This window comes from Streptomyces sp. M41(2017) (assembly GCF_002078175.1).
Lineage (GTDB): Bacteria > Actinomycetota > Actinomycetes > Streptomycetales > Streptomycetaceae > Streptomyces.
On the sequence record NZ_MWFK01000002.1, the window covers coordinates 831230 to 849593 of the forward strand.

An 18364-nucleotide genomic window follows, 5' to 3' on the forward strand; every position below is an offset into this window, starting at 1 on the left:
CAGGATGTGATGTCCTCAGTCCGTGTGCGCCGAACGGGCCGACACAAACCTTCGAAACTCAAACTGTTGCCTTCTGGTCGGTTGTAGCGGCCTCGCTCAGTTCGGCCGCGAACTGAGCGCCGGCCAGGAGCGCGAGGTTGGACAGCCACAGCCAGACCAGGAAGACGACGAGCCCCGCGAGCGAGCCGTAGAGCCTGCTGTAGGTGCCGAACACGGAGGCGTACACGGCGAATCCGGCGGAGACGGCCAGCCACAGGAACGCCGCCAGCATGCCTCCGGGCAGGCTGTAGCGGCGTCGACGGGCGACCACCGGGCCCGTGTGGAAGACCACGACGACCAACAGGGCGACCAGGCACAGCAACAGGGGCCAGCGGAGCACGCCCCAGGCCACGGCCACCTGCCCGTCGAGGCCGAACAGCCGGCCCGTGGCCTCGGCCACCGGGCCCGTCAGCAGCAGCACGAGCGCGCTCACGACGAGGAGTCCGAGCAGCGCCAGCGCGGTCAGCACCAGGCGGTGCGCGGTGCGCCAGACCGACCGTCGGTCCGCCACGTCGTGCATCCGGTGCAGGGCGCGGCGGAACACGGCGAGGTAGCTGGAGGCCGACCAGAGCGCGCTGGCCGACCCCGCGACGAGCAGGGTCCAGGCCGCCGACCGCTGCCGCAGCATCTCCCCCAGCGCCTGGTGCAGTTCCGCACCCGACTGGGCGGGCGCGTACGCCGTGACGTGGGCGATGAACTGCTCCGCGGTGTCGGGACTGATCAGACCGAAGGCGACGACCATGACGAGCATCGCGGGCAGGACGGCCAGGATCGCGTAGTACGTCAGGGCGGCGGCCCAGTCCGAGATGTCGTCGTTCCACATCGACACCGGGGTGCGGCGCAGCGCCGGCCACCACAGGCCGGCACGGGGGCGAGGCAGCCCGGCGGGCCGCACGGTGTCGATCGCGCTGTTGGGCCCCGACTCAGCGGACATGTGCGGTCCGGTGGGATCGGCTGCTGATCCGTACGTGGGTGAGGACCGGGCACGGTGCGGCCGCGGCCCGTGCTTCCTCGATGAGCGCGGCCAGGGTCAAGAGAACTCCGTTCGGTGCGGTGTCCGGGGCGAGCCGGACATGGGCGCGTACGTACAGCCGTCCGCGGCGGGCGCGGACGGCGACGCGGCTGTGGGCGACGCCGGGGACGGCGGACGTGCGCCGGGTGAGGAGGTCGGCGAGCGCGCGGGTGCGCAGGACGGCGCCGCGCGAGGTGAGGGTCAGGCGCGGGCGGGTCCCCCCGCTGATCCGGCTCGCCGCCCACAGGAGGCAGAGGAGGGAGGCGAGGGCCGTCACGGCGACGACGGCGGGAACCCACCAGGCGTGGTCGCGCAGTTCGGCCACCTGCCGGGCGGATACCCACACGGTGTCGGCGTCCGTCCTCGGCCACCAGCCCGGCATCCGGTCCGCCACGGACGCGCCGGCGGTCGCCGACCAGATGCCGGCCGTCAGCAGGACGAGTCCCACCCCGGCCAGTGCGGCACGGTTGACCGTGCCGGACGGGTGTTCCATCACGCCTCGCTTCCGGCGGGCCGGGCGGTCTCGGAGCGGGCCGGCGGGTCCGCCGGCACGAGCCCGTCGAGCCGCGGCTCCGCTGACGGGTGTTCCACGGTTCGCGGTCCCGCAAGCGTGGGTCCCCCGGTCGCGGGTGCCGGATACCGCAGTGCGTGCGGCCCGGGTTCACCCGTCCGTGGTTCGTCGGGCCGAGGTCCCGTCGGCCGGGATTCCGGCGATCCTGGTCCCGAGCTGGGTGGCTGCCAGGTCGGAGCAGGCCGCACCGTCACGCGCAGGCGCGGAGCCCGGCGCAACGCACAGGCGTCCATGGCCCGGTGGGCCGCGGCCACGGCTGCCTCGGTCGCGCGGTCACGTTCGCCGAAGGCCAGTGCGACCCTGACGCGGGCGCGCCTGCGTCCGACGCGTACCCGGACCGTGTCGGTCCCGGGCACGTCCGCGACGGCGTCGCGGATCGCCGAGGCCACCGCCGTGCGGTCCACCGCGGCGTGCAGGCCGGGCGAGGCGGCGCCCAGCAGGCCCCGTCGCCCCGGTGTCAGGGCGAGCACGCACAGCCAGAGGCCGGCGGCCGCGAGGACGATGCCGAAGGCGACCGGCAGGTCCGCGGGACCGCGCCGTTCCAGCGTGTCCAGCAGGTCCGTCCGCCAGGCGGCGGGCGGCTGCCCGGCGGCATGGACCCGCAGCACGTCGACGGCGGCGGCGCCGCAGACGAGGGCCGCCGCGAGAGCGAGTCCCACGGCGGGCACGCGCCGCGCCGACCAGGAGCGCCGCGGTGCGCGACCGGAGGCGGGGGGCTTCGCGAGCGGGGGCGCGGACGGTCGGGCCGGACCCGTGAGTCCGGTCACGGTGACCCGCGCGGGCTCGAGACGCAGTCCGGTGAGCCGGCCGGTCCGGTCCGTCACGTGCCGCTCGACACGCTCGGCGGTCGACGCGAGCGGCGCCGGGTACGGGAGGGTGACGCCGAGGGAGACCACGGCCCGCCGCCCCCGTACGGAGGCGGATCCGCGCGCCGACGGACGCGCGAAGCCCGGGAGTGCCTCGGCGGCCGCACGCTCGGCGATCTTGCGTACGGCCTTCTCCGAGACGGTGGTGGTGCCGCGCACCGCCGCGTCCGTCATCGGTTCCTCCGCTCGAAGAGGTCCCGGAGGTCCTCACGACGGACCCCGCCCTCCAGATAGCGGCCCACGCCGTATCCGACCGCGCCGAGTGCCGCCACCAGCAGGAACGCGCCGAAGCCGCCGAAGTAGCCGGCGTACGCCAGGGCCATTCCCACGAACATGCCGACGATTGCTCTGCTCATTCCTCACCTCTCACCGCCGGTCCGGCCGGCGTCCTCGGCCGCGCGTTCGTCACGGGCCGATCGGGGCTCTCATTCCACGCGCGAGTCCCCGTACGCCTCCTCACCGTCGTCCTCCGGAAGATGCACGTCGTTGACCGTGACGTTCACCTCCACGACCTCCAGACCGGTGATGCGCTCCACGGCGGCGACGACGTTCTCGCGCACGTCCCGCGCGACGTCGGTGATGGGCACCCCGTACTCGACCACCAGGTCGAGGTCGATCGCGGTCTGGCGCTCGCCGACCTCGACCTTCACCCCGCGGCCGACGTTCGGGCGGCCGCCGGGCACGCGGTCGCGCACCGCGCCGATCGTGCGGGACAGCCCGCCGCCCATGTCGTACACACCGGGGATCTCACGCGCGGCGATCCCGGCGATCTTCACGACGACGACATCGGCGATGGACGTCTTGCCCCGGCTGTCGGCCGGTGTGCCCGCGCCGGACTGGCCACCGCTCAGGGTGGTGGATCCGGTGGCCCCGGCACCGCCCGCCACACGCGCCGGTTCGGGACGGGAGGGGACGGTCTCGCGGCGGGACTCGGGTGCCGCCTGCTGGGTCGTCATGACGATCTCCCATTTCACTCGGGGGGAAGTGCCTTCTCCACGACAGACCCGCTCCGGGCCGTTCTGTTACGCGGTCCGACCACGTTCTTTTTCCGGAGTACGTCCTCCTCCGCCGGAGAGGAGGACGGAACGGGTGTATCCGCGGGCGCCGCGGGTGCGTAACAGGGAACCGCTCAGGCGTGTCCAACCCGCAGAGGCAAGCGAGAGGAGCCACCGAGTGCCGGGGGCCCAGAGACAGATCACCCAGCCGGAGGACGCCGCGACCGACGACGCCCTGCTGGCCACACGGGCGGCCGAGGGCGACGAGGAGGCCTTCGAATCGCTCGTACGACGCCACGCCCCGCGGCTGGTGGGGCTGGCGGCGCGGCTGCTGGGCAGCCGTTCGGAGGCCGAGGACGCCGTGCAGGACGCCTTCGTGAGCGCGTGGCGCAAGCTGCCCGAGTTCCAGGGCCGGTCCTCCTTCGGCACCTGGATGTACCGGATCGTCACCCACCGCTGCCTCAACGTGCTGCGCGCCCGGCGGCAGGAGAGCGGCCTCGACACGGTCGCGGAGGTCGCCGCTCCCGAGCACGTCGCCTCGCCGGCCCGGCTGGCGGAGTCCCGGGCGGCGCTGGGCGAGTTGCAGACCGCGCTCGCGGACCTGTCGGCGGAGCAGCGCACCTGCTGGGTGCTGCGTGAACTGGACGGCCGGTCCTACGAGTTCATCGCGGACACCGTCGGGATCAGCCAACAGGCGGTCCGCGCCCGTGTCTTCCGCGCACGACACCGACTGACACAAGCGATGGGGGCGTGGCGATGACCCACCACTCCGGTCCGCCGGAACGCCGGCTCGGATCCGACGAGGACGACGAACTGCTGCCCTGCGGCCGTCCGCTCGCCGAGGTCTGGGAGATCGCGGAGGATCCCACCCGTGTCGACGCCCACGGGGAGGCCTGCCCGCACTGCGGCCGGGCCCTCGACGAGTGGGCCCGGCTGGAGTCCCTCGTCGGCGGTCTCCGCGACGAGACGGACACCGTCGCCTCGTACGACGCCACGCCGCTGACGCGCCGGGTGATGGACGTGGTCCGGGTCGAGTTGCGGCCGGGCAGGCCCCTCCCGCTGGGTGATCCCGCCGAGGACCTGTGGATCATGGAAGCGGTCGCGGCCCGGACGCTCCGCACCGCGGGGGAGACGGTGGCCGGGGTCCGCGCGGGCTCGTGCCGGATCGTGCCCCGCACACCGTCGGCGCCGGGCGGTTCCGCCGGGGTGGACGTGCGGCTGGAGATCGTCGCCCCGGTGGACGCCGCGCTGGAGCACCTCGCCGAGCGGGTGAGGGAGCGGGTGCTCGACGTGGCGCGCGGCCGCCTCGGGATGGACGTGACGGCCGTGGACATCCGTATCACCGATCTGACCGGCCCCGTGGCCGACGTCGAGGAAGGCCGGGACCGATGACGCGGTACGCCGTGCACGACACGTTGACGGAGGCACTGGCGCGGACGGTCCTGGAGGTTTCGGGGGTCGCCTTCCTCAAGCCGGGCCTCGGCGATCTGCTCCGCTCGCGCACGGGTGCGGGAGCCGGCCGTTCCGGCGGGCACACGGCGGGGATCCGGGTGACCCGCCGCGACGAGTCCGAGCCGTGGGAGGTGGACGTCCGGATCGTGGCGCGCAAGGAGCGCCGCACCGTGGACGTCGCCCGCGCCACCCGCCGGGCGCTGGAGGAGTCGCTGGCGACGCTGCTCCCGGACAGCAAGGCCTCGGTACGGGTCACCGTCACCGGACTCGTGTAACGGTGCCGGCCTGTCCCACCCGGCAGGTGCAAGAGCCCTCGGAATGCCGGGAGCTGAAGACATGAAGACATGAAGACATGGCGACATGGCGACATGGCGAGCCTGAGACATCGGGACATGGGGACGGGGAGTGACCGGGACGGACGCGTGTCCCGGTCACTCCCCTTTCCTGCCCGCCGCAGGAAACCCCTGGCGGCCCCGCGGCCGTCTCCCGCGGGGCCGACGACGCGCCGCGTCAGCTCTTGGGCATCAGGACCGTGTCGATGATGTACACGTTGGCATTGGCGGTCTTCACATTGCCGCACACCACCTTGGCGGAGTCGTTCACGGTGTACGACTCCCCCGAACCGCTCGTCGTCAGCTTGCTCTTCTCCAGCGTGTCGAAGGAACCCTTCTCCAGGTCCTTCGGCGCGAGCTTCTGGCCCACGACGTGGTAGGTCAGAATCTTCGTCAGCTGAGCCTTGTCGGCCAGAACCTTGTCGAGGGTGGCCTTCGGAATCTTCGCGAACGCGTCGTTCGTGGGTGCGAACACGGTGATGTTCTCCGCGTTGTTCAGCGTGTCCACCAGACCGGCCTTCTTCACGGCCGTCACCAGGGTGGACAGCGCCGGGTTGTTCGAAGCCGCGGTCGCGACCGGGTCCTTGGCCATGCCGTCGAAGGATCCCGCACCGTTCTTCGGGACCGAGGCGCATCCCGGGCCGAACGGCTGGTCCGAGCTGCCCGCCATGCCCGACGAACCGGTGGAGGCGTCGTCCGAGGCCGGCGCGGAGGCCGAGGCCTTCGCCGAACTCGACGCGTCGCTGTCCTTGCTGTCGCTGGAACAGGCCGTCAGGGCGATCGGCAGTACAGCGGCAGTGGCGAAGGCCACCGCGACGTGACGGATACGCATGCTCATGAGGTTCTCCTGTCGGAACGAAGCAGCATTCGCGGCGTCGGCCTGCAAATGCCGTGGTTTTCGAGCGGAAATACCGTGGAGAACGAAAGGGCGGTCCTCGGAGAGGCACCTGCCGCACGCCCGGGGGCGGTTGTCGAACTCCTCGTTTCTCGGCTCACACGGGGAATCCGGCGCCGGGGCCGTCTTGGATTGGTCGGAGTTTCCTCAATCACCGATTCGAGGGAAATTCATTCCGGGACCAATCCGGACCGCGAGCAGCTTCGGACAAGGCGCCCACACACCCCACTTGGGCGGCCGGGCCCGAACGCATCGAAGCCGCGGCACGATGGCCGCGGCTCCAGGACGGGGGGGGACGGAATCGGTTCAGCCGAGGGGGACGAACACCCGGATCGACTTCCCGCCGTCCGGGCAGGGTTCGATGGTGATGTCGCGGGAGAGCCGGATGATCAGAGGCCATCCGTACCCGTTCGCCTGGCGGTGCTGCGGGATCTCCCCGGTGCCGTAGGCGTGAATGGGCACGACGTCGCTGCGGTCGCGCACCTCCAGCCGCACACCGCCGTCGCTCAGGGCCGCCTCGAACCCGGCGAGCCCGTCACCGTGCCGGATCGCGTTCGTGACCAGTTCCGAGACGACGAGCAGCAGGTCGATGACCGCTTCCTGTTTCACGCCGCCGTCCGGGCCGCCCGGGTGTTCTTGCAGGACCGTCTGGACGTGACGGCGCGCGGTCGCGGCGCTGGTGACGGCGAGTTCGGCCGTGGGCGGACGAGCGGTCGGCTCGGTGAGGGAGACGAGTTGCGGGGCCTCGTCCGGACGCGTCGTGCCGGTGCGCGTGAACCCGGACTCCCCCGGACCACCTGCTCCAAAGCTGCCGTCGGCCGCGGGAGGGCGGTTGGCCGGGGTCATCGCTCGCTCGCCGTGTCCGGGAGTTCCAGCGCTTCCTGGACGCTGTCGGCGAGGACGAAGAAGCCCTCGGTCCCTGTCACGTCGAACAGCCTCCGAACGATGTCACTGAACGGCCCGCAGACCACCATGAGCGTGCCCGAGGCCCGGTGGGCGCGCTGTGCTTCGAGGAGCACGTGCAGGATCGACGAGTCCGCGAAGGCCGTCCCGGAGAGGTCGACCACCGTGCGGGCCGAGCCGACACGCTGCGCGAGATCGAGCGCCTCTTCGAGTTGGCTCGAGGTCTCGTAGTCGATGTCGCCGCCCACGCGCACGACGAAGGCGTCTTGGGCCGCCCCGTGCGTCACGGTGGCCTCCAACCCGTCGGGCATCTGAACACTCTTTCTCGTCTGCTCCTGCAAGGAGACCCTTCGGGCCGGGCGTTGCGGTCCGCGCCGGTCCCCCGTGCCTTTCGGCACGAGGGCCGCTCATGGATGCGGGCCCGCGGACCCCGGCGTCCGCACCCTCGGCCGTCGTCCTACGGCGACTCACGCGGGCTGCCTCGGCGGCAGGCTCCGGTAGTAGCTGCCGACGCTGGAGAGGTAGGCCGGGTCGAGCGTCTCCCGGTCGGTCTTGAACCTCGGCGCCGACTTGATCTCCTCGCGGCTGCACGCCACGGTGATCTTCTGCGACTCGGTGTCGATGCCGGCGACCACGCCCACGGGAACCAGCACGCTCTTCCCGAACACCCACACCCCGGTGTCGACGACGAGGTGCCGCATCCCGGAGTCGTCCACCTGCCGGTCCACATGCCCTACGGTCCCGTCGGTGGCCTCGACGCTGTAGCCCGCCAGTTCGTGCACCTCGGGGTGGTTGAACTCCGGTGCGTACGACCAGATTCTGTCGACGGTCATGTCGTCCTCCTTCAGCTCGCCGGTGCGCCCTGCCGTCCACGCGCCCAGGGGCGCATGCGGCACGGGAGCAGGGCAGAAGGCGGGAACCCGCCTCCGTGCCACCCTCTGAGCTGCAAATACCCTGCTATGCGGTCTGCATTCGGTGGAATTTCTTTGCGAATCGCGGCTCCTGGAGTCGCCTGCCCCCGAGGGCCGGCGGCGGCGCCACGACCTTCAGCCCGTTCCGGGGTGCTGGTCGCCCTTCCGCACGTCGCAGGGCGCCGTGAGGTAGTCGAGCGTCCCGGTGATCTGCAGCAGCCGTTCCAGATGCGGAGGACGCTCGTCCAGGTGGAGGCGGACGCGGGCGGCGTCGGTACGCCGCCGGATCATCAGCAGCGCCGACAGTCCCATCGAGTCGATCCCGCGGAGCCCGGCGAAGGCGAGGTGCAGGTCGAGAACGGGTGCCTCGGCAGAATTCCGGACGGTGAGGTTCTGGTCGACGGTGGTCATCAGCTCGTCGCAGGTCTCATGGTCGAGGTCTCCGCGGACGTGGACCACCAGATCGGTGGTCTCGGCCTCGACGGTGAGCGTGAAGGAGGGTGGATGCGAAGTCGTCATGCGGGCTTTCCGGGGCCGGGGATCGTGAAGGCCGGCGCTCTTCGGGTACGGAGCGCCTCCCGGGCGCGGGCCAGCGTGCGGCAGGCGCGCGGGAAATCCTTGAGCTGGAGGGCCAGCAGGTCGAGTGCGGGGTCGAGGCTCCGGGCGGGTACACGGCGCGCGGCCAGGATCTCGCCGGTCCACACGATGAACCCGGCGAACAGGTCCTCGTCGGCCATGTACAGGGACGTCCCCAGGAAATCGACGATGTGGGCGAGGTCCTCTGCGGTACGCCGGTGTTGCTCCTCGGTGTAGCCGCGCATCGGCGGGAAGCGGCTCTCCAGCTCCGTGAGGGTCGCCTTGACGAGCTGGTGCGCCGTCCGGACGACCATCGTGTACTCCTGGTCGGCCAGGTGGGGCAGGTCGTCCACCGTCTGGTGAGCCGACATCGGGTCGGGACGGTCGAGCCCCGCGGCGAGCACGGCCGCCGCCTGCCGGGCGTCGGGGGCCCAGGCGTCGGCGCCGAGGGTGCGGGCGTGGCGGCCGTCGGGGCCGAAGGCCGCGCCGCCCGCGATGACGGGCACGCCCGCTGCCTGACAGGCCGTGATGGCGGTGTGCGCCGCGGGCAGTTGGGTGGGGATCGAGGAGGAGAGTGCCACCGCCTGCGGCCCTGTCCGGTGCAGGTGCGCGATGAGGTGCGGGGTGGGCACGTGGGCGCCGAGGAAGTCCACGCGCCAGCCGCGCAGTCGCAGCGTCTCCGCCAGGAGTCTGGCGGGTAGCGCGTGCCACTCGCCGTCCACGCATGCCACCGTGATCCGCGCGACGTCCGGGCGGGGGGCTGTCCGGTGGGTGAGGACGGCGATCGCCCGCTCGTGGATGGCGGTCGCGGCGTGCTCCTGCGCGACGGTGAGCCGGTTCGCCGCCCATTCGATGCCGACCTTGGCCTGCACCGGGGCGATGAGGTCGAGGAGGACGGTCTCGGGGTCTCCGCACGCCTCGGCCGTGTCGAGCACGACGGCGGTGGCGCGGGACTCGTCGCCGGAGTGGACGGCCGCCCACAGTTGGTCCCGGGCCGGGCCGAGCGCCGTCGCCGTGGCGTACTGGGTGGAGGCGGCGCTCACGCGGTGTACCTGCCCCTGGTGTGGCCGTTCACCGCGCTCAGGTGCGCGTGGTGGGGGGCGGTGACCGCGACGGCCGCCATGTCGTCGTGGAGTCCGCGGCCGACCCACTGCGCGGCGAGCATCTGGACGTGCTCGACCACGGCCTCGGCCGGCATGCCCGCGCACTGGGCGAGCGCGCTCTCCAGCCGCTGGACGCCGAAGAGTTCGTCTCCCAACGGTCCTCCCCTCGCCTCGGTGATGCCGTCCGTGAAGAACAGGCAGGTCTCGCCCGGCGCCAGTTCGACGTGGGCCGTGGTGGAGCTGATCTCCCAGAACGCACCGACCAGGGTCCCCCGGGTCCTCGCCTGTTCGACCAGGCCGTCGGCGCGCACGATCAGCGGCGGCGGGTGGCCCGCGCTGGTGACGCGCAGGTGGACCATACCGCCGCGGCGGACGACGGAGGCGATGGCGAGGGTGGCGAAGCGGGTGTGGTGGGAGTTCATCAACGCGCCGTTGAGCAGGCCGAGCAGACGCTGGTGGTCCGCGGCCAGCGGCAGGAGCGCCTGCACGGTGTTGCGGATCTTGCCTGTCAGTACGGCGGCTTCCAGGCCCTTGCCGCAGACGTCGCCGAGGATGACGAGGGACTCCTGCCCTTCGTCGGTACCGGGGTGCACGTCGTAGAAGTCGCCGCCGACGCGTTCGGTCTGGCCCGCCGGACGGTATTTCCCGGCGAACTCCACGCCGTGCACGCTGTGCAGCTGGGGCGGCAGCAGTTCACGCATGAGGGTCGTGGTGATGGCCGCCTGCTCGGCGTACATACGGGCGGCCGACATGGCGGCGCCCGCGCGTGCGGCGAAGAGGCGGGCGAAGATCTCCTCGCTCTCCGTGAACGCTGCGTGGTGGCTGGAGCGGAGCAGGATCAGCGCGCCCGCCGGCACCCCGTGGCCGGGCAGCGGTGTCACGACGGCGGAGCCGACGGGTTCGGTGAAGCCGTCGGGGACGATCCATCCGGGGACTCCGGCCGGGTCGATCCAGCGGGAGGGCACCGGCGGGAATCCGCGCAGCGCGTCGCTGAGACCGGGAAGCTGACCGACGTCCTCCTGCACCGTGCGGTGCTCCAGGGCGCCGTCCGGGCCGCAGAAGGTGAGGGGCACCTTGCGGCCGCGCGAGGGGGCGACGATCACGGCGGCGTCGGCGAGGTGTTCGGCGGCCAGGCGGGCCGTGACCTCCATGCACCGCTCGACGTTCAGCGAGGAGAGGAGGGCGCTGGAGGCGCCGGCCAGGAAGGCGGTGCGTTCACGCTCGCTCCTGAGGGCGTCCTCGGCGAGGCGCCGGTCGGTGTCGTCGACCAGCCACCACATGACGTCGCCGTCCTCGGTGCAGGTGGGGTGCGCCTCGAACGTACGGTCGCCGACACCTCCGCTCGCGGCCGGAGCGGGACCGAAGCGCCGGGGGCCGGGGATGTCGGTCCGCAGCCGGGTGTGCGCGTCGGCCAGCCATTCGGGGACGACGTCCCGCAGCGGCGCTCCCGTGACGGCACCCGGGAAGAGGGCGGCCGCCGCGACGTTCAGGTCGATCACCGCGCCGGATGGGTCCGCGACCACCACGGGGTAGGGGGCGGAGCCCCACGTGGCGCCGAGGCCGACGCTCCGCGGGCTGGCAGGAGGCTGCTGGGAAGTGTCCACAAGCAAGGGCTCGCGTCTGCGGGCCCACCACCTTTCCGGACGACAGATTGTTTCCGTCCGGCAACCATCTCGCGGCCGCTCCGTGCACCGCAAGTCACTCGGGCGATGTCACACGAACAGGGGACACCCGGGCCGGGGTTCCGTCGCGTCGGCGTCGACGGAACCCCGCCCGGGGGTGTCACCGGCGGCGGCTGCGCGTGGCCCAGCCGCTGCCCACGCCGGCGACGTGCAGGGCGAGCAGGGCGAGACCGATGAGCATGATGTTCGTCGAGGTGAACACGTCGTTCGTCGATATGTCCGCCGCGTTGATGAGGAACGAAATGAAAAACAGTACGGCGGCAACGATGCCGAGCATGAGGTCTCCCTGTGTCGAAGTGGTGGAGACCGGATGCCCAGCGGATGCGACTCGACACTCTGTCGGTTGCCGATTCCGCTGCATCCGCGGGGCCGTCCCGCCCGGAAGACAGGAGGACCCGCCGCATTCCGTACAACATGCCCTCCGACGACCGCGCAAGGGAGTTCCGATGATCGAGGTCGAGCGCACGCTCACGCTGCAGCACCCCCTGCCCGACGTGGTGGCGTACCTGGCGGATTTCGCGCACACGGAGGAGTGGGACCCGGGGACGGTGAGCTGCCGCCCGGCCCGGGCGGGCGCCGCCGTCGCCAAGGGATCGGAGTGGCAGAACGTCTCGGAGTTCCGCGGGCGGCGCACCGAGCTCCTCTACCGGCTGGTCCGCTTCGAGGACCGGCGGCTGACCTTCGTGGGGCGGAACCGGACGGCCACGTCGACGGACGACATGACCTTCGGCGAGGAGGACGGCGGGACCCGGCTCACCTACCGGGCCCGTATCGAGTTCCGCGGAGTGGCCCGGCTGGCGTCCCCCTTCCTCCGCAAGGAGTTCGAGCGGCTGGGCGACGAGGTGGTCCGGCGGATGCCGGAGGCTGTGGACGGTCACCTCGGCGCCGGGCGGCGCCCGGCCCGTTGATCGCGCTTTCGCCGTTTTCCCGTACCGGCGGTGCAACCGACCGGCCGCCTTCATCGGAATAAAGGGGCAAAGCTCAGGTTACGGGCATCGCGCGCATGCCCTCTCCCGGTACGCGAAGGGACGTCGCATGAAGCTCCAGGACGAACTGCCGGTCGACCATCAGCTCGGTGCTGTGTACCGCTGGGGTGCGGCCTTCTGCGGTGTGGTGCTGCTCGTGTTCGGCAGCCTCGGCTTCGCCGACGAACTCAGCCCGTTCACCACCGACGGGAACACCGTCGCGGGGCTGTCCAGCAACGGCGCGCTCAGCCTGATCTCCGTCCTGGTCGGCGTCGCGCTGATCGTCGGCGGGTTCATCGGCGGGAACGTCGCCTCCGGCCTCAACATGGTGGTCGGAACACTGTTCCTGCTCAGCGGATTCGTGCACATCTTCATCCTCGACCGGCCGGCCAACATCCTCGGTTTCGGCATGACCAACGTCATCTTCAGCTTCGTGATGGGGCTGGTGATCCTGACGTTCGGCATGTACGGGCGCGTGTCGAGCAAGCTGCCGCACGACAACCCGTACTGGCAGCGCCGCCATCCCCGCGAGGCCGCGCGGGAGTCCCTGGCCCGGCGCAGGCAGCCCGCCGGGGCCGGCTCCCTTCCCGCGGGCGGCTCCCGGACGGCCCTCGACGGACGGACCGGCGCACCCGGCCGGCACCGCACGGGCTGAACCGCCCGGCGGCCGAGCACCACGAAACGAAGGGGCGCTTCTCCCCGACGGAAGTCCGGGAGAAGCGCCCCTTTCAGGCATCCGCTCTAGGAAGCGGTCCCGGCGGAGGCCCGTACGCCGTCACGCGTCACCGTGCCTTCCACCGGACCGGTCGCCCGCCACACGCTCTCGTCACCCTCGGCCAGTCCGAGTTCCGCCAGGCCCTTCAGGTGGCCGAGCACGGTGGAACGCTGGAAGCCCACGGTCGCGCTCAGTTCACCCACCCCGGCTCCGTCCGTACCGGCTTCGGCCAGCCGTTCCCAGGTCCGTACGGCGTGCCGGCTCAGGCCGCTCTCGCTGACCCTCCTCGACACGACGCCCGCCCTCTCGCCGGTGCTGTCCTGCCCGGGGATCGGAGCACTGGGCCGTGTCGCCCCCGCGATGCGGGGGGCGGCCTGCTCCTGCACTGCGCGCGGTGATCTCCTCGGTCCGACCGGACGCGGCGTCATGTTCACCTTGCGGTGCCTGCGGCCCTTGCGGTGTCGGCTCATCGATTCCTCATCTCCGCCTCGACGATGCTCACAGGAGGAGAACGAGCGGGACCCGCCAAGGTAGTTCAGCCGTTCGAAGGACTTCGAAGGACAGGGATGCCCGGGCATCGCCCGGCCTGACCCGACGATGACGGGGTAAGCGGGCCTGCAGAAGCCCGACCCCCGCACCGGAAGGAATGCCATGCCAGGAATGGTGCAGCGTCTCAAGGAGTTCGCCAGGAGTCCCCAGGGACGACGTACGGCCGAGGAGATTCGGCGTGCCGCGGCGGATCCCCGGCGTCGGGCCCAGGCACAGCGGCTCTTCGGCAAGCTCCGCGGCCGTCCCTGACACCGGCGGCGACCGCCGTGTCGAACCCCGATCTTTGCGACGATCGGGGTTCGAGGTGCGTCAAATCGAACATCCGGGGTAGCCAGGCCTCCTATACCCATGTTCTTACGTAGGAGGTAACCGTGTCCGCAGAGCTGGAACCGCTGTCCATCGACGTGACGCTGCCCCGTGAAGACGCCGTGCTGTTGACCGTCGAGGGTTCGCTGGACATCGACACGGCCACGGAGCTGCAGCATCACCTGGCGAACCAGTTCCATCACGGACGGCGCCGATTCCTGATCGACCTCTCCGCGGTCCCGTTCATGGACTCCTCCGGCATGAACGTCCTGCTGCGGAGTTATCAGGAAGCGCGCAAGGTGTCGGGCAGCGTGCACGTCATCGCGCCGACCCCCGCGGTACGGCGGGTTCTCGACCTCACCGGAGTCAGCCTCACGGTGTCGGTGTCGGAGACCCTCGACGAGGCGCTGACGCTGGTGGACTCGTTGCAGGAGGAGGAAGAGCGGACGGGGACGCCGGCGCCCTGATCCGGCCGGCCCCTTTCAGCGGAACCGTTCGTACCTGACAGACGACAACGCGGTGGGGCGGACCCGAAAGGGTCCGCCCCACCGCGTTGTCGTCGTTCGGTTCTCAGCCGCGCGGACCGGGCACGACCGGACCCTGTCCGGTCAACGCCCCTGCCTCCGTGTGCGTCCGTGCCATCGGCGCGGGGACCGTCGTCATGCCGTTCGTCGCGACGGCGCCCGGACCACCGCTCGCCACCAGCGTGCTCTTGTCGGTCTCCCGTCGGTTGCCTCCGGCCGCGAGCATGGCGTCGGCCGCGACGACGGCGTCATGGACACCGGTCTTCCCCGTCATCACGCAGAGGGTGTACGTGACGTCCTCCAGCCGACGCGCCGTCTCCAGCGTCTCCTTCTCGGCATAGGCGATCTTCAGAGCCGCGTAGCGCGTCAGCAGTCTCCGGACAACCTTCGGGTCGGGCACGAGCACAGCGAGGGCTCCTCTCTCTATTTTCCGACCGTGTGCCCGGTGAGAGCCGATTCATTCACAACAGGTGCCCCTCACAACCTTTTTGGCCCAACGCCTTCTCCGCCCGCATCCCGCCACAGGAGATACGTGTAGGGCACAGGTGTGACCTGGAGGAACTCGGGCACTCGAAAGTCCGGGCACGTCCCGTGGCCCTCGGGGCCACGGGTACCGCAGGCAGTCGCACCGGAACCGCCAGGCCGGCGGACCTCTGCGCCCCCGAGAACCACGGAAAGAACCCGCGAGAAACCTGTGCGGAAGGAATGGAAGATGGCGACGTCCACGACACCGAAGTACACCGTCCCCGGCATCAGCACGCACGACGGCGGCCGGATCATCGACGTGCTGGGCAGGCGCCTGCACGCTCTCAACGACCTTTCGCTGACGCTGAAGCACATTCACTGGAATGTGGTGGGTCCGCATTTCATCGCCGTTCACGAAATGCTCGATCCCCAGGTGGACCGCGTCCGTGAGATGGCCGACGACGCCGCCGAGCGGATCTCGGCGCTGGGCGGCGTGCCGCACGGTACGCCGGGCGCCCTCGTCGCCGAACGGACCTGGGACGACTACAGTGTGGGCCGCGCCGACGCCATCGCCCATCTCGGCGCCCTCGACCTCGTCTACACGGGCATCGTCGAGGACCACCGTGCGGCCGTCTCCGAGGTCGGCAAGATCGACCCGGTCACCGAGGACCTGCTCATCGAACAGTTGCGTTCACTCGAACAGTTCCAGTGGTTCGTCCGCGCGCACCTGGAGAGCTCCGGCGGGTCCCTGTCCCAGCGCGACGCCCACACGGAGCAGGACGCCGCGCGCTCGGCCGCCCGGTAGCGGCGGGAGCTGTCGGCGGCGCGCCGCCGACGGGAGAAGGGCCCGGACCGGGATCGGTCCGGGCCCTTCCTTCTCTCCTGCGACGTCCCCTCGTGCGACCTGCTCCCGTGCGCCGCCTCGCGTGCGACCGCTCAGCCGCGCGCGATGCAGCTTCGTACGGTCGTGCCGGAAGCCCCCGTGTGGACACGGACAAGGTCCGATACGACGTGCACGAGGAACAGGCCCCGTCCACCGATCTGCTCGGGACGCAGGGGGCGGCGGCCGGCCAGCGGATCGTTCAGCCGTCCCGCGTCCTGGACCTCGCACACGATCTGCTCGCTCTCGGCCCAGATCCGCAGGGTGCCCGAACCGCCGCCGTGCACGACGCTGTTGGTCGTGAGCTCCGCGACGACGAGGCTCAGGTCCTGGAGGCGGGCCGGTGTCATACCGCGTTCCCGGGCCGCGCCCGCCGCGAAATCACGGACGGCCGGCAGGCCCGCCGCGTCGAACCGGACGGTGGCCGCTCCCGGCGGGTGGCACAGCGTCTCGTTGCAGCGCTCCAACACCGCGTCCGGATCGAAGGCAGGGCTGACCCGCTCCTGTCCGCCGCTGATGACGACGGGGTGGGTGGCGTGCGCGTCGGCGATCACCTCGTCGGAGAGGGCCCGCGCGTCGTACGGGCAGAGAATCGTTACGTCATGGCCGTCGAACGCGCGGTTGATCAGGGCCTCGTGCTGGAGGCAGGCCGGGTACTCCGCGGCCGTACGGCCGCGCCACACGGGTTCGCCGATGATCCGGACCCGCCGCCCCCGGTGGGTGTCGGTGAACCGTCGCAGCACGGAGGGGATGATGCGGCCGGGGTTCCGGCCGTCCCGGGTCATGTCGATCCAGCGGACGTCGTCGCCCAGCGGTCCGAGCGCACGTCGGATCAGATCCAGCCGGCGGGTCGGCACGGCCACCGCCACCGGTTCCCCGGCGGCTACGCCCTCCGCGACGAAGCGCGTCGTCGTCTCCACGTATTCACGGTCACCGCGATAGAGGAGCGCGGGGTGGACGAAGGATTCGTCGCACCGATCCGTCGGCGTCACGACCCGGCCTCCGGGCTCCCGTCGCTGGTGCGCCGGGCCGGTCCGGTCCTTCGGCGCGCCACGGCGGACCCCGTCCGCCCGCCGTTCCGTTGCCACTCGATCTCCACCGTCTCACCTCGCCGACCGTTCTTGACCGTCCCGGCCGACCCGGGTACCGCCGTGTGGCCCGCACCGTCTCGGCCGCGCCTGATCCTCACTTGCCCCGCTTTGCCCGCCGGAACCGTCCGGGTCTCCGTTCGAGCAGTGATACGCCGGAGTGCATCCGAACGGTTCCACCGGCCCGGGCATGGCCCGTCCCGGGGCGGGCCGGGATGCCCCGGACACGGATCTGAAGAAAGTTTCGAGTCGGGGGGCATGAGTGGTGTGATGCAGGGCAGACGGGCCCTGGCATCAATTTCTTCGGACGATTTGGGGTGGGCGGCATGACAGCCGTGACGGCAGCGAAGGCAACGCACACGGCGCAGTCGGCGGCGACGACGGTGGAGGGCACGCTCCCGCAGATCGCCGAGCCGCTGAAGGTCAGCCCGAAGGACGCGCGTGAGCTGTCCCGGCAGTTCTTCGACCGCCTCACGGTGCTCGAAGAGGGCACCCACGAATACCAGTACGCGCGCAACACCCTCATCGAGATGAACCTCTCCCTCGTCAGGTACGCGGCGGCGCGCTTCCGCAGCCGCAGTCAGGGCGAGATGGAGGACATCGTCCAGGTCGGCACGATCGGGCTCATCAAGGCCATCGACCGGTTCGAGCTGACCCGTGAGGTCGAGTTCACCTCCTTCGCGGTGCCCTACATCGTCGGTGAGATCAAGCGCTTCTTCCGTGACACCAGCTGGGCCGTGCATGTGCCGCGCCGTCTGCAGGAGGCCCGCGTCGAGCTCGCCAAGGCGACGGAGGAGCTGCGCACCCGCCTCGGCCGCACCCCCACCACGCGCGAGCTCTCCGAGCTGATGTCCCTGTCCGAGGAAGAGGTCATCGAGGCCCGCAAGGCGTCGAACGGCTACAACTCCTCCTCGCTCGACGCCGCGCTGACCGCCGACGGCGGTGCCGACGGCGAGGCCGTGCTCGCGGACTTCCTCGGTGAGGACGACCCGTCGCTGGAGCTGGTCGAGGACTTCAACTCCCTGGCCCCGCTCATCGCCGAGCTGGACGACCGTCAGCGCCGCATCATCCACATGCGTTTCGTCGAGGAGCGCACCCAGGCCCAGATCGGCGAGGAGCTCGGCATCTCCCAGATGCACGTCTCCCGGCTGATCACCCGCATCATCAAGCGGCTCCGCACGGGCCTGCTGGACCCCTCGATCGCCTGACCCCTCCCTTCTTCACACCCGGTTCGACGGTCCCGTCGTTCCCCGCCAGGACTCCGGTCCGGCGTGGGGCGGCGGGACCTGGCCGTTTGCGGGCTCTTCCCTCCGAACGGAGAGGGTCCTGTGCATCCCTTCGCACGCTCTTGTTCCTGCTCCCGGCGACATTTTCCGGCTGCCGAAGAGTTATCTCTCACGCTTTGTTCACGACCTGCGTTCTGGGTTAGCCTGCGGCGTATTTTCTTGGCGGGACGACCCGCGATCCGCCGGAATTTCCACGGACAGGTGTGGGGGCCGCCGTGGGCCCGGCGTGGTTCCGAGTTCCGTGACACG

At 71.1% G+C, this 18364-nt stretch carries 24 protein-coding genes; 8 read left to right on the forward strand and 16 right to left on the reverse strand.

Annotated features, from left to right (window positions below; translation table 11 throughout):
* Positions 1-58: 58 nt before the first annotated feature.
* The 5 genes from B0675_RS29260 to B0675_RS29280 form a co-directional block, all read right to left on the reverse strand.
* On the reverse strand, positions 59-862 hold the full coding sequence (locus B0675_RS29260; protein ID WP_241540102.1) for a YihY/virulence factor BrkB family protein: 804 nt from the start codon (positions 860-862) through the stop codon (positions 59-61).
* 100 nt (positions 863-962) lie between these two features.
* Positions 963-1544, reverse strand: a complete 582-nt coding sequence (locus tag B0675_RS29265; RefSeq protein ID WP_081222610.1) for a hypothetical protein — start codon at positions 1542-1544, stop codon at positions 963-965.
* Entirely contained in the window at positions 1544-2662 is a 1119-nt protein-coding gene (locus tag B0675_RS29270; protein ID WP_179165465.1) for a DUF6286 domain-containing protein, read from the reverse strand. The genes B0675_RS29265 and B0675_RS29270 overlap by 1 nt, the downstream gene beginning before the upstream one ends.
* The gene (locus B0675_RS29275) at positions 2659-2844 is read right to left on the reverse strand and encodes a hypothetical protein (protein ID WP_081222611.1); all 186 of its coding nucleotides are present in this window, start codon (positions 2842-2844) and stop codon (positions 2659-2661) included. The genes B0675_RS29270 and B0675_RS29275 overlap by 4 nt, the downstream gene beginning before the upstream one ends.
* 69 nt (positions 2845-2913) lie before the next feature.
* Entirely contained in the window at positions 2914-3444 is a 531-nt protein-coding gene (locus tag B0675_RS29280; protein ID WP_081222612.1) for an Asp23/Gls24 family envelope stress response protein, read from the reverse strand.
* Between the two features lie 217 nt (positions 3445-3661).
* On the opposite strand from B0675_RS29280, the gene B0675_RS29285 reads away from it, so the two are divergent.
* Genes B0675_RS29285 through B0675_RS29295 form a run of 3 tightly spaced genes read left to right on the forward strand, consistent with a single transcriptional unit; the run spans position 3662 to position 5210 of the window.
* Positions 3662-4243, forward strand: coding sequence for a sigma-70 family RNA polymerase sigma factor (locus B0675_RS29285; protein WP_241540052.1), 582 nt, complete (start codon positions 3662-3664; stop codon positions 4241-4243).
* Positions 4240-4875: a hypothetical protein gene (locus B0675_RS29290; protein ID WP_081223953.1), complete on the forward strand. Its 636-nt coding sequence runs from the start codon at positions 4240-4242 to the stop codon at positions 4873-4875. The genes B0675_RS29285 and B0675_RS29290 overlap by 4 nt, the downstream gene beginning before the upstream one ends.
* The gene (locus tag B0675_RS29295) at positions 4872-5210 is read left to right on the forward strand and encodes a hypothetical protein (RefSeq protein WP_081222614.1); all 339 of its coding nucleotides are present in this window, start codon (positions 4872-4874) and stop codon (positions 5208-5210) included. The genes B0675_RS29290 and B0675_RS29295 overlap by 4 nt, the downstream gene beginning before the upstream one ends.
* Positions 5211-5445: 235 nt before the next feature.
* On the opposite strand, the gene B0675_RS29300 is transcribed toward B0675_RS29295, so the two are convergent.
* The 8 genes from B0675_RS29300 to B0675_RS40760 all read right to left on the reverse strand — a co-directional run bounded on the left by B0675_RS29300 (position 5446) and on the right by B0675_RS40760 (position 11614).
* Positions 5446-6105, reverse strand: a complete 660-nt coding sequence (locus B0675_RS29300) for a fasciclin domain-containing protein (protein ID WP_081222615.1) — start codon at positions 6103-6105, stop codon at positions 5446-5448.
* A 363-nt stretch (positions 6106-6468) separates the two neighbouring features.
* Positions 6469-7008, reverse strand: coding sequence for an ATP-binding protein (locus B0675_RS42480; RefSeq protein ID WP_081222616.1), 540 nt, complete (start codon positions 7006-7008; stop codon positions 6469-6471).
* Entirely contained in the window at positions 7005-7376 is a 372-nt protein-coding gene (locus tag B0675_RS29310) for an STAS domain-containing protein (RefSeq protein WP_081222617.1), read from the reverse strand. The genes B0675_RS42480 and B0675_RS29310 overlap by 4 nt, the downstream gene beginning before the upstream one ends.
* A gap of 156 nt (positions 7377-7532) precedes the next feature.
* Complete coding sequence (locus B0675_RS29315; protein ID WP_081223954.1) at positions 7533-7898, reverse strand: PRC-barrel domain-containing protein; 366 nt, start codon at positions 7896-7898, stop codon at positions 7533-7535.
* Between the two features lie 213 nt (positions 7899-8111).
* The gene (locus B0675_RS29320) at positions 8112-8495 is read right to left on the reverse strand and encodes an STAS domain-containing protein (protein WP_081222618.1); all 384 of its coding nucleotides are present in this window, start codon (positions 8493-8495) and stop codon (positions 8112-8114) included.
* On the reverse strand, positions 8492-9595 hold the full coding sequence (locus B0675_RS29325) for a cobalamin-dependent protein (RefSeq protein WP_081222619.1): 1104 nt from the start codon (positions 9593-9595) through the stop codon (positions 8492-8494). Before B0675_RS29325 ends, B0675_RS29320 begins: the two co-directional genes overlap by 4 nt.
* A complete protein-coding gene (locus tag B0675_RS29330; protein WP_107482872.1) occupies positions 9592-11259 on the reverse strand; it encodes a PP2C family protein-serine/threonine phosphatase in 1668 nt (555 codons plus the stop codon). The genes B0675_RS29325 and B0675_RS29330 overlap by 4 nt, the downstream gene beginning before the upstream one ends.
* A 178-nt stretch (positions 11260-11437) precedes the next feature.
* Positions 11438-11614: a hypothetical protein gene (locus tag B0675_RS40760; RefSeq protein ID WP_107482873.1), complete on the reverse strand. Its 177-nt coding sequence runs from the start codon at positions 11612-11614 to the stop codon at positions 11438-11440.
* A gap of 169 nt (positions 11615-11783) precedes the next feature.
* Here B0675_RS40760 and B0675_RS29335 point away from each other — a divergent pair, with 169 nt between their 5' ends.
* Entirely contained in the window at positions 11784-12245 is a 462-nt protein-coding gene (locus tag B0675_RS29335) for an SRPBCC family protein (RefSeq protein WP_081222621.1), read from the forward strand.
* Between the two features lie 127 nt (positions 12246-12372).
* Entirely contained in the window at positions 12373-12957 is a 585-nt protein-coding gene (locus tag B0675_RS29340) for a DUF4383 domain-containing protein (protein WP_081222622.1), read from the forward strand.
* A gap of 86 nt (positions 12958-13043) precedes the next feature.
* On the opposite strand, the gene B0675_RS29345 is transcribed toward B0675_RS29340, so the two are convergent.
* Positions 13044-13487: a hypothetical protein gene (locus B0675_RS29345; RefSeq protein ID WP_143661132.1), complete on the reverse strand. Its 444-nt coding sequence runs from the start codon at positions 13485-13487 to the stop codon at positions 13044-13046.
* Positions 13488-13937: 450 nt separating this feature from the next.
* Here B0675_RS29345 and B0675_RS29350 point away from each other — a divergent pair, with 450 nt between their 5' ends.
* Positions 13938-14339: an STAS domain-containing protein gene (locus tag B0675_RS29350; RefSeq protein ID WP_081222624.1), complete on the forward strand. Its 402-nt coding sequence runs from the start codon at positions 13938-13940 to the stop codon at positions 14337-14339.
* A 103-nt stretch (positions 14340-14442) separates the two neighbouring features.
* Here the strand turns inward: B0675_RS29350 and B0675_RS42620 are convergent, their stop codons facing one another.
* Positions 14443-14802, reverse strand: a complete 360-nt coding sequence (locus B0675_RS42620) for a DUF5133 domain-containing protein (RefSeq protein ID WP_081222625.1) — start codon at positions 14800-14802, stop codon at positions 14443-14445.
* 306 nt (positions 14803-15108) lie between these two features.
* Between B0675_RS42620 and B0675_RS29360 the strand changes: the two genes are divergently transcribed.
* The gene (locus B0675_RS29360; protein ID WP_081222626.1) at positions 15109-15666 is read left to right on the forward strand and encodes a DNA starvation/stationary phase protection protein; all 558 of its coding nucleotides are present in this window, start codon (positions 15109-15111) and stop codon (positions 15664-15666) included.
* A gap of 131 nt (positions 15667-15797) precedes the next feature.
* Here the strand turns inward: B0675_RS29360 and B0675_RS29365 are convergent, their stop codons facing one another.
* Entirely contained in the window at positions 15798-16733 is a 936-nt protein-coding gene (locus tag B0675_RS29365) for a sensor histidine kinase (RefSeq protein WP_081223955.1), read from the reverse strand.
* A gap of 422 nt (positions 16734-17155) precedes the next feature.
* Here B0675_RS29365 and B0675_RS29370 point away from each other — a divergent pair, with 422 nt between their 5' ends.
* Complete coding sequence (locus tag B0675_RS29370; RefSeq protein WP_081223956.1) at positions 17156-18037, forward strand: RNA polymerase sigma factor SigF; 882 nt, start codon at positions 17156-17158, stop codon at positions 18035-18037.
* Positions 18038-18364 lie beyond the last annotated feature (327 nt).